At 52.9% G+C, this 13,545-nt stretch carries 11 protein-coding genes; 6 read left to right on the top strand and 5 right to left on the bottom strand.

Annotated features, from left to right (window positions below):
* Window positions 1-70: 70 nt before the first annotated feature.
* The 3 genes from dkgA to IB196_RS03465 all read left to right on the top strand — a co-directional run bounded on the left by dkgA (window position 71) and on the right by IB196_RS03465 (window position 3,041).
* On the top strand, window positions 71-898 hold the full coding sequence (dkgA, locus tag IB196_RS03475) for a 2,5-didehydrogluconate reductase DkgA (RefSeq protein WP_040233977.1): 828 nt from the start codon (window positions 71-73) through the stop codon (window positions 896-898).
* A gap of 188 nt (window positions 899-1,086) precedes the next feature.
* The gene (locus tag IB196_RS03470) at window positions 1,087-2,541 is read left to right on the top strand and encodes a DASS family sodium-coupled anion symporter (RefSeq protein WP_005123117.1); all 1,455 of its coding nucleotides are present in this window, start codon (window positions 1,087-1,089) and stop codon (window positions 2,539-2,541) included.
* Between the two features lie 44 nt (window positions 2,542-2,585).
* A complete protein-coding gene (locus IB196_RS03465; RefSeq protein ID WP_005123115.1) occupies window positions 2,586-3,041 on the top strand; it encodes an HIT family protein in 456 nt (151 codons plus the stop codon).
* 94 nt (window positions 3,042-3,135) lie between these two features.
* On the opposite strand, the gene IB196_RS03460 is transcribed toward IB196_RS03465, so the two are convergent.
* From IB196_RS03460 to IB196_RS03440, 5 genes are all read right to left on the bottom strand, one after another.
* Entirely contained in the window at window positions 3,136-5,307 is a 2,172-nt protein-coding gene (locus IB196_RS03460; RefSeq protein ID WP_040233974.1) for a YgiQ family radical SAM protein, read from the bottom strand.
* A 189-nt stretch (window positions 5,308-5,496) separates the two neighbouring features.
* Entirely contained in the window at window positions 5,497-6,909 is a 1,413-nt protein-coding gene (gene ftsP / locus IB196_RS03455) for a cell division protein FtsP (RefSeq protein WP_005123112.1), read from the bottom strand.
* Between the two features lie 71 nt (window positions 6,910-6,980).
* A complete protein-coding gene (plsC, locus tag IB196_RS03450) occupies window positions 6,981-7,718 on the bottom strand; it encodes a 1-acylglycerol-3-phosphate O-acyltransferase (RefSeq protein WP_188231896.1) in 738 nt (245 codons plus the stop codon).
* A gap of 196 nt (window positions 7,719-7,914) precedes the next feature.
* Complete coding sequence (gene parC, locus IB196_RS03445) at window positions 7,915-10,173, bottom strand: DNA topoisomerase IV subunit A (RefSeq protein WP_188231895.1); 2,259 nt, start codon at window positions 10,171-10,173, stop codon at window positions 7,915-7,917.
* A 117-nt stretch (window positions 10,174-10,290) separates the two neighbouring features.
* Window positions 10,291-10,686, bottom strand: a complete 396-nt coding sequence (locus IB196_RS03440; RefSeq protein ID WP_005123105.1) for a YgiW/YdeI family stress tolerance OB fold protein — start codon at window positions 10,684-10,686, stop codon at window positions 10,291-10,293.
* 152 nt (window positions 10,687-10,838) lie between these two features.
* On the opposite strand from IB196_RS03440, the gene qseB reads away from it, so the two are divergent.
* From qseB to IB196_RS03425, 3 genes are all read left to right on the top strand, one after another.
* Window positions 10,839-11,498, top strand: coding sequence for a quorum sensing response regulator transcription factor QseB (gene qseB / locus IB196_RS03435; protein WP_149691761.1), 660 nt, complete (start codon window positions 10,839-10,841; stop codon window positions 11,496-11,498).
* Window positions 11,495-12,844 (top strand): quorum sensing histidine kinase QseC, encoded by a 1,350-nt coding sequence (gene qseC / locus IB196_RS03430; protein ID WP_182289815.1) that lies wholly within the window; start codon window positions 11,495-11,497, stop codon window positions 12,842-12,844. The genes qseB and qseC overlap by 4 nt, the downstream gene beginning before the upstream one ends.
* A gap of 109 nt (window positions 12,845-12,953) precedes the next feature.
* The gene (locus tag IB196_RS03425; RefSeq protein WP_040233968.1) at window positions 12,954-13,535 is read left to right on the top strand and encodes an NAD(P)H-dependent oxidoreductase; all 582 of its coding nucleotides are present in this window, start codon (window positions 12,954-12,956) and stop codon (window positions 13,533-13,535) included.
* The last annotated feature ends 10 nt before the right edge of the window (window positions 13,536-13,545 follow it).

Raw genomic sequence — 13,545 nt, 5'->3', positions numbered from 1 at the left:
GTACGTGACTGGGGTAAACGCAAGCAGCCAACAAAGAGGCAGCCTGAAGGATTAAGTGTAGGGGGGAATTATGACCGGTCCAACCATTATCAAGCTACAGGATGGTAACGTCATGCCGCAACTGGGCCTGGGGGTCTGGAAGGCAAGCAACGAAGAAGTCATCACCGCCATTCATAAAGCGCTGGAAGTAGGGTATCGCTCAATTGATACCGCTGCGGCGTACAAAAACGAAGAAGGTGTCGGCAAAGCAATACGCGATGCGGGCGTGCCACGCGAAGAGTTATTCATTACCACCAAGCTGTGGAATGATGACCAGAAACGCCCACGGGAAGCGTTGCTCGAAAGCATGGAGAAACTCCAGCTCGATTACCTCGATCTCTACCTGATGCACTGGCCTGTCCCGGCGATCGATCACTACGTTGAAGCGTGGGAAAACATGATCGACTTGCAAAAAGAGGGGCTGATTAAGAGCATCGGCGTGTGCAACTTTCAGATCAACCATCTCCAGCGGCTGATGGATGAAACAGGCGTCCCGCCGGTGATTAACCAGATAGAACTGCATCCACTGATGCAGCAACGCCAGCTGCACGCCTGGAACGCCACACATAAAATCCAGACCGAATCCTGGAGCCCGTTGGCGCAGGGCGGTAAAGATGTATTCGATCAAAAGATCATTCGCGACCTCGCTGAAAAATATGGTAAATCACCGGCGCAGATTGTCATCCGCTGGCATCTGGATAGCGGCCTGGTGGTGATCCCGAAATCCGTCACCCCTGCCCGTATTGCCGAGAACTTCAATGTCTGGGACTTCCGCCTGGACAAAGATGAACTCGGTGAAATCGCAAAACTCGATCAAGGGAAACGCCTGGGCCCTGACCCGGATCAGTTCGGCGGTTAATCTCTCCTCTCCAGCCCGGCATTCCCGTCGGGCTTTTCCCTTGCCGAAATATTAAGAAACAATAAACGCACAACTATAGATGTATTTATGGCACATCCACGTGCAGCATTACGCAATATAACTTACTAATTATTCAGTAATAATATTGTTTTCATGAATACATCACAAATGTCTATAGGTGCGTGACCATGGTGGAAAAAACACAGCAAGGCGTCAAATGGCTCCCATTGATTCTTATACTATTTATTTGTGCCGGGCTCTGGCAGCTTACCCCACCCAGTGGGTTAAGTGCGCCAGCCTGGCATTCAGCCATTATCTTCGTTGCTACCATTGCTTCTATCGTGGCAAAAGTTCTGCCTATTGGCGCAGTCGGCATTATCGGTATTACCGTTTTTGCCCTCGCTTATGCTGCCGGGGATAAAACCGCCAGCGGCGCTATTACCACCGCACTGAGCGAACTGAACAGTTCGCTGATCTGGCTGATTGTCGTCGCCTTTATGATTGCCCGCGGGTTTATCAAAACGGGACTCGGACGACGTATTGCGCTGCAGATGATTCGCCTGCTCGGCAAGCGCACGCTGGGACTCGCCTACGGGCTGGCGTTTGCGGACCTGATACTGTCCCCCGCAATGCCAAGCAATACGGCACGCTGCGGCGGCGTCATCTATCCAATTGCCGACTCCCTGGCGCGCAGTTTCCATTCGAACCCGGAAGATGAGTCCCGCAGTAAAATCGGTACCTTTCTTATCACCTGTATTGGCAACGTCAACGACGTCACCGCCGCGCTCTTTATGACTGGCTATACCGGCAACCTGTTGGCAGTGAAACTGGCGGCCAATGCGGGGGTCACACTCACCTGGGGCAGTTGGTTTATGGCGGCGCTGCTGCCTTGCCTGGTTTCCTTACTGCTGGTTCCATTACTGGTCTACTGGATTGTGCGTCCGGAAATTAAACACACGCCGGATGCCCCTAATCTGGCGCGTAAAGAACTGGCGGAAATGGGCCGTATGTCACGCGGTGAATGGCTGATGCTGGCTACCGTCGGCGTCCTGCTGGTGCTGTGGATTTTTGGTGATACCCTGGGCGTCGACGCCACCACCGCCTCATTTGTTGGTTTATCCATCTTGCTGCTCAGCGGCGTTCTAAGCTGGGAAGATGTCAAAAGCGAGAAAGGTGCGTGGGATACACTGATCTGGTTTGCCGCACTATTGATGATGGCAAATCAGTTGAAAAAACTGGGCTTTACCACCTGGTTTGGCAACCTGATTGGCGATAGTCTGAGCAGTACCATGCATGGGACCAGTTGGGTGGTTGTCCTGCTGCTGCTCAACGCCGCCTACTTTTATACCCACTACTTTTTTGCCAGCGGTAATGCGCAGATTGCGGCGCTGTACGCCGTTTTCCTTGGCGTCGGCCTGCATTTGAATATTCCTGCAGCCCCTACGGCGTTGATGCTGGCCTTCACCAGCAGTCTGTACTGTTCCCTCACTCAGTACACTCACGCTCGCGGGCCGATTCTGTTTGGTGCCGGGTACGTACCGACGGGGGTCTGGTGGCGAACAGGATTCATCATCAGCCTGTTTAATCAAGCCGTCTTTATCACTGTAGGGCTGATGTGGTGGAAGATACTGGGTCTATACTAAACTCACTGCGTCCTGACGAAACGTCTTATCTACGGAGAAAAGGAATGACCTGTATTTTCTGTCAAATTGTTGAAGGTAAAGCGCCCTGCCATAAAGTCTGGGAAGACGAGCATCACCTGGCCTTTCTGTCGATTTTCCCGAACACCGAGGGGTTTACCGTGGTGATCCCGAAAAAGCACTACCCAAGCTATGCATTTGATATGCCGCCACAGGCGCTGGCAGACCTGATGCTGGCGACCCAAAAGGTGGCGAAAAAACTGGATAATGCTTTCCCGGATGTCAGTCGTACGGGGATGTTTTTCGAAGGGTTTGGCGTGGATCATGTGCACAGTAAGCTCAGCCCTATGCATGGCACAGGTGATTTGACGCGCTGGAAACCGATCGAGTCCCGGCAAACTAAATTTTTCGAGCAGTATGAAGGGTATCTGTCGTCACATGACCACGAACGGGCTGACGATGAAAAACTGGCCGCATTAGCGGCCAGAATTCGCGAAGCATAAATACTGAGCACGTCTGCCGGATAGCGGTGCAAGCACCTTATCCGGCCTACGGTCTGTCAGGCCCGGTAAGCATTCCACTCCCGGATCTGACAGATTAGCGCCCCGCGACTTTCCCGCGTTTTTTATTCGCCGCAGGCGTCTGACGCTGGTGCGCGACTGGCGTATGCTTGGTCAGTGCCGGACGGGTATGGCGGTTCTGACGACGTGCTTCACGCATCTCTTCCAGCGTCGGGGCCGGAACCAGACATTCGCGGCGACCGCCAATCAGATGCTTTTTCCCCATATCTTCCAGCGCCTGACGGATTAACGGCCAGTTAGCAGGATCATGGTAACGCAGCAGTGCTTTATGCAGACGGCGCTGTTTATCACCTCTTGGCACTACCACATCTTCACTCTTATAACCAATTTTGCCCAACGGGTTTTTCCCGGTGTAATACATGGTTGTAGAGTTTGCCAGCGGTGATGGGTAGAAGTTCTGCACTTGATCCAAACGGAAACGACGCTGTTTCAGCCACAGCGCCAGATTCACCATATCCTCATCACGCGTACCCGGGTGCGCGGAGATGAAGTACGGGATCAGGTACTGCTCTTTACCGGCCTGTTTAGAGTAGGTATCAAACAGCTCCTTAAAGCGGTCGTAGCTGCCCATACCCGGCTTCATCATCTTCGACAATGGGCCTTCTTCGGTATGCTCCGGCGCAATCTTCAGGTAGCCACCCACATGGTGAGTTGCCAACTCTTTAATATAGCGCGGGTCCTCAACGGCGATGTCATAACGCACCCCGGATGCGATAAGGATCTTTTTAATGCCTTTCAGATCACGCGCGCGGCGATAGAGATTAATCGTCGGTTCGTGGTTAGTATCCATATGCGGGCAGATATCCGGGTAAACGCAGGACAGACGACGACAGGTCTGTTCTGCACGCGGAGACTTACAGCGCAGCATATACATGTTTGCCGTTGGACCGCCGAGATCGGAAATCACGCCGGTAAAGCCCGGAACGGTATCGCGAATGGCTTCGATCTCATTGATGATCGAATCTTCAGAACGGCTCTGGATAATGCGCCCTTCGTGCTCGGTGATCGAACAGAACGAGCACCCACCAAAACAGCCTCGCATGATATTGATCGAGAAACGGATCATCTCATAGGCGGGAATACGGCTGTTACCGTACGCCGGATGTGGTACGCGCTTGTACGGCAGTGCAAAGACGCTGTCCATTTCTTCAGTCGACAACGGGATCGCTGGCGGGTTAACCCAAATATAGCGATCGCCATGCTTTTGCATCAGCGCACGCGCGCATCCTGGGTTGGTTTCGTGATGCAGAATACGTGACGCATGGGCGTACAGAACTTTGTCGCTCTTCACTTTCTCGAAAGACGGCAACAGTACGTAGGTTTTTTCCCACGGCTTCGGACGCGGCGGCTGTACGGTTACCGCTTTCGCTTCTTGTTTTTTCGGCGCCACGGGTTTGTTGTCAGCACACGGCAAATCTTCGCCGTACGGATGCGGAATAGGGTCAATTTTCCCAGGCATGTCCAGACGCGTGGAATCCACCCCGCTCCAGCCCGGCAGCGCTTCTTTGACCATAATCGCGGTATTACGCACGTCGCGGATCTGATCAATGGTTTCGCCCATCGCCAGACGGTGTGCGACTTCCACCAATGGGCGTTCGCCGTTGCCAAACATCAGCATGTCAGCTTTTGAATCCACCAGCACGGAACGACGCACGGTATCTGACCAGTAATCATAATGCGCAGTACGGCGCAGGCTGGCTTCAATACCGCCGAGAATAACCGGCACATCTTTCCAGGCTTCTTTACAGCGCTGGGTATAAACCAGCGTCGCGCGGTCCGGGCGTTTACCCGCCACGTTGTCCGGCGTATAGGCATCGTCATGGCGCAGTCGGCGATCGGCGGTATAACGGTTGATCATCGAGTCCATGTTGCCGGCGGTTACGCCGAAGAACAGGTTCGGTTTACCCAGACGCATAAAGTCATCTTTGCTGTTCCACTCCGGTTGGGCGATGATCCCCACGCGAAAGCCCTGTGCTTCCAGCATACGGCCGCAAATAGCCATGCCGAAGCTCGGGTGATCGACGTACGCATCGCCGGTAACCAGAATGATGTCGCAGCTATCCCAGCCAAGTTGATCCATTTCGTCGCGTGACATCGGCAAAAATGGTGCCGGCCCAAAGCAGGCGGCCCAGTACTGCGGCCAGGAGAAAAGGTCTCTGTCCGGTTGGATCAGGGATATTGCGCTCATAATGCTTCCAAAAAAATGGTAAAAAAATAATCAAAGGCCGGGGATTATACGCTGGATCAACAGGGGAAATGAAGGAGTATTGTAAGGATGTTAAATTTCATCTCTGCTGGTGCTACGCTGACCGTTCCTGTGCTTTCGCACGGCCCAGGCCGGGTTAGGCGAAGCCGCCACCCGGCACAGGAATATCCATTACGGTGCCGGGTTCACCAGCATCTGGCCAATAGAACCACGGTCTGCCATTTCCAGCGTCTGGCTGTTGAAGTAGAACGGAAAATGCGCCCAGGAAGGCTGCCCATAATAGACCAGCAACTCCACTTGCCCATCAACCCATACGGTATCTTTCCAGCCACGGTCTTCCGGGAACGGCATCGCGCCATTCACATTACGGATCAGGAAAGAGACGCCTTCAATATGGAACGACTGCGGCATATCGGCGCGCACCGTCCAGCGCTCCCAGGAGCCCTGCTGCGCCGTGATATCCATGCGATTAACATCCCACAGTTGGCCATTGATTCCAGGATCGTCATCAAGGCTAATATCACGGCTGCGAATCGGCGAGCCGCTCAAAATTTCGGTGGGTAACAGACGCATTGGCAGGCTATCCGTTACCAGCGGCAGAAGGCCGGTTGGACGCAGAGTCAGTACCAGCGTGGAGATCAGGATACTGGAAGGTTCAAAGAAACCACGGATCCTGTCAACAATACTGGCCGCCTCGCCGCAGGTAATCGAAACTTCATCACCGTTGGTCATATCGACCAGAATCTCACGACGCTCGCCTGGCGCCAGCGATAGCTGCTTCACCGAAACCGGCGCGGGTAAAAACCCCTGATCGCCAGAGATAACATGCAGCGCGCGACCATCGCTCATTTTCAGCAGATATCGACGCGAATTTGAGGCATTCAGCAAACGCAAACGCACCCAGCCGCGGGACACTTCGACATACGGACTTTGCGCCCCGTTGACCAGAAGAGTATCCCCCACAAAACCCCCACTGCCCGGTTCGCTATATTCTGGCGTACCGAAATTATCCAGCCGCTTATCCTGAATAATGACTGGAAAATCATCCACGCCATAGTGGTTAGGGATCGGCAGTGATTTACTCACTTCATCTTCAACCAGCCACATCCCGGCAAGGCCGTTATAGACCTGCTGGGCAGTGCGATTTGGCGTGTTGGCGTGATACCACAAGGTTGCAGCACTCTGGCGAATCGGCAGCACGGGCGCCCAGTCCGCATTAGGCGACATCATACGCGCCGGCCCCCCCATAAGAGGACCCGGGACCTGTAATCCGGCAACGGTCATTGAGACATTTTCTGTCAGACGGTTGCTGTAGATAAGCTTGACGTCATCACCTTTCCAGACGCGGATTGTCGGCCCCAGGTAGCGCCCGTTAACACCCCAGACGGGTGCGCGCGTGCCCGGCGTAAACGACCAGTGCGCACGTTGCAGCGTCATAAATAGCGGCTGTCCCCGACGGGACTCCAGCAGGGGGGGAACAGGTAGCGGTTGTTGCTGACCGGCAGCATTAGCCTTCAGCGGAACAGCACCTGCACACAGTGCGATCCCCGATGCCTGAATGAACTGACGCCGACTGAATGACATATAAGCTCCATGAAAAACTGGCGATTAACACGCAGGAAATCATTTCCTGTAACAAACCCGAAATGAGCGAATCAAACCTTACCGGCAGTTTCCCGCTCAGCAACTTCTTTATCGAGTTCTGCGATTTTTTGTTCCATCAGCGTGCGGCAATGCGCTGCCAGTTCACGAACCTGATCTTTACCAAAATGACTGATATCCACTGGCGGCAGCATCTCTACAATCGCCAGCCCATTATTGAGTCGGTTCAATTTGATCTTATTAGAGGTTGTTGAAACGCAAACAGGGATAACCGGGACACCCGCAGCAATTGCCGCATGGAACGCACCTGTTTTAAACGGCAGCAGACCACGGCCACGGCTACGCGTTCCTTCAGGGAACATCCAGATAGAGATACGACGCTTTTTAAAGTGGTTCACAACCGCCGCAATGGTGCTGTGCGCTTTGGCGCGGTTATTTCTGTCGATCAACAGATTACCGGTGAGCCAGTACAGTTGTCCGAAGAAAGGGATCCACAACAGGCTTTTTTTACCTACTGTAACCGTCGGTGGCTGAACGATATTTGCTGCGGTAACCATGTCATAGTTATTCTGATGGTTACAAATATAGATAGCATTACCATAGTTCTTCGCGTCAGGCGGCATGCGACACTCAACCTTCAGGCCATACAGGGGAGCCAGGCGACCAAACATATGGCCGAACGTCGCAACGTGTTTTGGATTTCGTGGGCTGAACAGACAGTATATGCAACCGAAAATACAGACCAAAATGCAGTAAATAACAGTAATAATTAAACGAAAAATATATAGCATAACAACCTCTAAAGGCCTAAGAGCCTGGCATTCTACGTCACCTGATTCCGAACACTGCATCAGGTTAGGGCATTGTTAAGAGTGGCTCTCTGGAAAAGCGTATTGTTAATCGCAACGCACGAATAAACAACGGTTTCACGGGAATTTTTAAAACCAGCTCTCCCTGTGCGAAAACAGGGAGAGCCAGACGCTGGCGTTATTCTTCGCTGTCGCCGTGACGGGCGCGTCGAGGCGAGTCAATCTCAACACGGTCGATGCGTTGCAGACCGCGCATGAGCGTACCGCGACGACCACGCTCGCCGGTTACTTTCTGCAACTCTTCAGGACGCAGTTTAATTTTGCGCTTGCCGACGTGAATAGTCAGCGTGCTTTGTGGCGGCAGCACGTAGAGCAGCGCCAGGCCATCTTCACCTTTCGCTGCTTCCGCTGAAGGGATGTTGATAATCTTGTTCCCTTTACCTTTCGACAACTGCGGCAAATCGCTCACCGGGAACATCAACATGCGGCCCGCATGGGTAATCGCCAGCAGCATATCGGTTTCATCTTCAATCACCACCGGCGGCATAACATGTGCGTTTTCCGGCAGCGTAATCAATGCCTTGCCCGCACGGTTACGCGCAACGAGGTCATTGAAAGTGCAGACAAAACCGTAACCAGCATCAGATGCCATAAGCAGTTTCTGATCGTCGCCTTCCATCAGCATATGCTCAACCGTCGCGCCCGGTGGCAGCGTGAGCTTACCGGTCAACGGTTCCCCCTGACCCCGTGCAGACGGCAGCGTAATTGGGTCGATAGCATAGCTACGCCCGGTTGAGTCAACGAATACAACCGGTTGGTTACTCTTACCCTTCACAGCCGACTTAAAGCTGTCGCCCGCTTTATAGCTTAAGCCAGGCGCATCAATGTCGTGGCCTTTCGCACTTCGCACCCAACCACTCTGGGACAGCACAATGGTCACCGGCTCAGACGGCAACATGTCGTGCTCGCTCATCGCCTTCGCTTCTTCACGCTCCCGCAATGGAGAACGGCGATCGTCACCATAAGCATCCGCATCAGCCTGCAGTTCTTTCTTCAGCAGGTTACTCATTTTGCGCTCAGAGGCCAGAATGCCCTGCAGTTGATCGCGCTCTTTCGCCAGTTCGTCCTGCTCACCACGGATTTTCATCTCTTCCAGTTTGGCAAGGTGACGTAATTTCAGCTCAAGAATGGCTTCCGCCTGAGTTTCTGAAATACCAAACCGCGACATCAGCTCAGGCTTTGGTTCATCTTCATGACGAATAATTTCGATCACTTCATCAATGTTGAGGAACGCTATCAGCAAACCTTCAAGAATGTGCAGGCGTTTGAGTACTTTCTCCAGGCGATAGTTCAGGCGACGGCGCACGGTATCGCGACGGAACGTCAGCCATTCGGTGAGGATCTCCAGTAGGTTTTTCACCGCCGGACGACCGTCGAGGCCAATCATGTTCAGGTTAATGCGATAGCTTTTTTCCAGATCGGTAGTGGCAAACAGATGGTTCATCACCTGTTCCATATCCACGCGATTCGACCGCGGGACAATTACCAGACGAGTCGGGTTTTCGTGATCCGATTCATCGCGCAGGTCGTCTACCATTGGCAACTTTTTATTGCGCATTTGAGCCGCAATCTGCTCCAGTACTTTTGCGCCGGAGACCTGGTGCGGCAGCGCGGAAATCACCACCGCGCCATCTTCTTTCGTCCATACCGCACGCATGCGAACGGAGCCGCGACCGTTTTCGTAAATCTTACGAATCTCCGCACGCGAGGTAATGATCTCTGCTTCGGTCGGATAATCCGGCCCCTGTACAATATCCAGCAGTTGATCCAGCGTCGTTTTCGGCTGTTCAATCAGCGTAATTGCCGCTTTGGCCACTTCACGCAGGTTGTGCGGCGGAATGTCCGTCGCCATACCCACGGCAATCCCGGTCGTGCCGTTTAGCAGGATATTCGGCAGACGCGCAGGCAGCATTTTTGGCTCCTGCATGGTACCGTCGAAGTTTGGCACCCAATCCGACGTTCCCTGACCGAGTTCACCCAGCAGGACTTCCGCATATTTCGACAGGCGGGATTCCGTGTAACGCATCGCGGCGAAGGATTTCGGATCGTCTGGTGCCCCCCAGTTCCCCTGCCCGTCAACCAGCGGATAACGGTAAGAGAAGGGCTGGGCCATCAGCACCATCGCTTCATAGCAGGCGCTGTCGCCGTGCGGATGGTATTTACCCAATACGTCACCGACGGTACGGGCGGATTTTTTAAATTTGGCGCTGGCATTCAGCCCCAGTTCGGACATCGCATAAACGATGCGACGCTGAACAGGTTTCAGACCATCACCAATAAACGGTAACGCCCTGTCCATGATGACGTACATGGAGTAGTTCAGATAGGCGTTTTCCGTGAATTCATGCAGCGCCAGGCGCTCTGCCATATCGCTCATTAATCGTGGTTCCTCAACTTATACCCGTCTATTGAAGGGCAATATTGCCGCAGATACTACCCTATCTGGCGTGTTGAGTCACAAAGAAAAGGGCCGCGAATACGGCCCTGATGGGGATTATTTGGCAACTTTGGTAATCTGTTTCACGTCGATTTCAACGGAGTTCCAGTCTTTATCCACTTCACCCTGGATTTCAACCACATCCTGCGGCGTGACGGTTACGCCGTTCCAGCGCTTGTGGTCAATATCTACATTCACTGTGCCGGTCGCATCTTTAAACACATACAGGTCGTCGGAAATACGCTCAACGATGTTCCCGCGCAGGGTAACCCAGGTGTCATCACGCAGCGATTTGGCGCTTTCTACCGTCGTGCTGCTACCGTTTGGGCCAACAAAGCCGCCGTTTTGGCTTTGCGTTGTCGTCGTCGGTCCAGAGAAGCCGCCCTGCTGCGCTGCCAGAACAGGTGCGGAACACAGTGCCATTACAGCAACCATTGCAGCTAATTTTTTCATCGTCATGTCTCCCTTTCATGTTGGTTTACGACTATTAAATAAGTTAATCCTTAACAAGTTCTTAAGGCAAAAAAAGATACTTTTTTTACTGTACAGAGGCTGTAGCCACAGGTTTACTTGACGGTAATGAGAGCGACCGCAGGGAAGAACATATGCGTATTTTACTGGTAGAAGATGACACGCTGATTGGCGATGGCCTTAAAACAGGTCTGAGTAAAATGGGTTTCAGCATCGACTGGTTTACCGAGGGTCGCCAGGGGAAAGAAGCGCTTTACAGCGCCCCTTATGATGCGGTGATCCTTGACCTGACGCTACCTGGTATCGACGGGCGCGATATCCTGCGCGAATGGCGGGCAAAAGGTAAGCAAGAGCCTGTGCTGATTCTGACGGCTCGGGATGCGCTGACAGAACGCGTTGAAGGCCTGCGCCTGGGCGCGGATGACTATCTGTGTAAACCCTTTGCACTCATCGAGGTTGCCGCCAGACTGGAAGCATTGGTACGCCGCGCCAGCGGCCAGGCCACCAGCGAACTGCGCCATGGTCAGGTCTCGCTTAATCCCGGCGCGCTGGTCGCGACAGTCGCAGGTGAACCTTTGTCACTCAAACCCAAAGAGTTCGCCCTGCTGGAGCTACTGATGCGTAATAAAGGCCGCGTGCTGCCCCGCAAACTGATCGAAGAAAAACTGTATAACTGGGACGAAAACGTTTCCAGCAATGCCGTTGAAGTGCACGTCCACCACTTACGCCGTAAGCTCGGCAGCGACTTTATCCGCACTGTACATGGCATTGGCTACACCCTGGGTGACGCATGAAACTCACACAACGCCTGAGTCTACGCATCAGACTTACGCTTATATTTATCATTTTGGTTTTGGTAACCTGGTTGATTTCCAGTTTTGTTGCATGGAAACAAACCACCGATAACGTTGACGAGATGTTTGACACGCAACTGATGCTGTTTGCCAAACGGCTGGTCACGCTGGATCTTGATGAACTAAAAGCTTCTGAGCGCATCGCGCAGACACCGAAAAAGTTCAAACATGGCCATATTGACGACGATGTACTGACCTTTGCGGTCTACACGCCGGATGGGAAAATGGTTCTTCATGATGGTGACAATGGTCAGTACATTCCCTATAGCTATCGTCGGGAAGGGTTTGACGATGGTTATCTGAACGGTGATAACGATAAATGGCGCTTTATCTGGCTAACTTCAGCGGATAAAAAGTACCGGATCGTGGTCGGTCAGGAGTGGGAATATCGCGAAGATATGGCCCTGGCGATCGTGACAGCCCAATTGGTGCCGTGGCTGGTCGCCCTGCCGCTGATGCTGCTGATCCTGATTGTCCTGTTAAGCCTTGAACTTAAGCCGCTAAAAAAGCTGGCGCAGGCCTTACGTGTGCGGGATCCGGAATCTGAAGAACCACTGAGCCTAAAAGGTATTCCTGGCGAGGTTCGCCCGCTGGTTGAGTCGCTCAATCAACTGTTTATCCGCACACACTCGATGATGGTTCGCGAACGGCGCTTTACCTCTGATGCCGCCCACGAACTGCGCAGTCCGTTGACGGCACTGAAGGTACAGACCGAAGTCGCGCAGTTGTCCGACGATGATCCGCAGGCACGACAAAAAGCGTTAATGCAGATGCAGACGGGAATTGACCGCGCTACCCGACTGGTTGATCAGCTCCTGACGCTTTCGCGCCTCGACTCCCTCGACAACCTTCAGGACGTGGCTGATATCTCGCTGGAAGAACTATTGCAATCCGCTGTAATGGATATCTATCACCCAGCGCAACAGGCACACATTGATGTGCGTTTGCAGATTAACGTCCACGATATCAAGCACATGGGACAACCCTTGTTACTCAGCCTGATGGTGCGGAATCTACTGGATAATGCGATTCGCTATAGCCCACAGGGTAGCATTGTAGAGGTGACGCTTAACTCCCGCTATTTTAGCGTCAAAGATAACGGTCCGGGCGTTGCGCCGGAAGTCCTGACGCACATCGGTGAACGCTTTTATCGTCCGCCGGGACAAAGTGTTACCGGCAGCGGTCTCGGCCTGTCGATTGTCCGCCGTATCGCGACGTTGCATGGAATGTCAGCCTCGTTTGGCAATGTGCCGGAAGGTGGCTTTGAAGCGAAAGTCAGTTGGTAACTGGGTTATTATTGCTCAAATAGCAAAAGACTTTGCACATTTTGCTAATTTCACCGCACCGCTGGTGGGAGTAAAATCGTCCTCAAACGTATTTCCTTGAGGACACAACATGAGCAACATTCTGATTATCAATGGGGCGAAAAAATTCGCTCACTCTAACGGTCAGTTAAACGACACCCTGACCGAGGTCGCGGATGGTATCCTGCGCGACCTCGGGCATGATGTTAAAATCGTGCGTGCAGATAGCGATTACGACATTGAAACGGAAGTGCAGAACTTTGTCTGGGCTGATGTGGTTATCTGGCAAATGCCGGGCTGGTGGATGGGTGCACCGTGGACGGTGAAAAAATACATCGATGATGTGTTTACCGAAGGTCACGGTACGCTGTATGCCAGCGATGGTCGTACACGTTCAGATGCCTCTAAAAAATACGGCTCAGGCGGGCTGATTCAGGGCAAAAAATACATGCTGTCCCTGACCTGGAACGCGCCAATGGAAGCCTTCACTGAAAAAGACCAATTCTTCCATGGTGTTGGCGTTGATGGTGTGTATCTGCCGTTCCATAAAGCAAATCAGTTCCTGGGAATGGAAGCGCTGCCGACGTTTATCACCAATGACGTGATTAAAATGCCAGATGTTCCGCGTTATATCGCAGAATATCGCAAGCATCTGACCGAGATTTTTGGTTAACTAGTCACCT

The organism is Citrobacter sp. C6_1 (assembly GCF_014596835.2).
GTDB classification, from domain to species: domain Bacteria; phylum Pseudomonadota; class Gammaproteobacteria; order Enterobacterales; family Enterobacteriaceae; genus Citrobacter; species Citrobacter pasteurii.
Note: the sequence above shows the minus strand (reverse complement) of the source record. Positions and strands in the feature narration are given on the sequence as shown.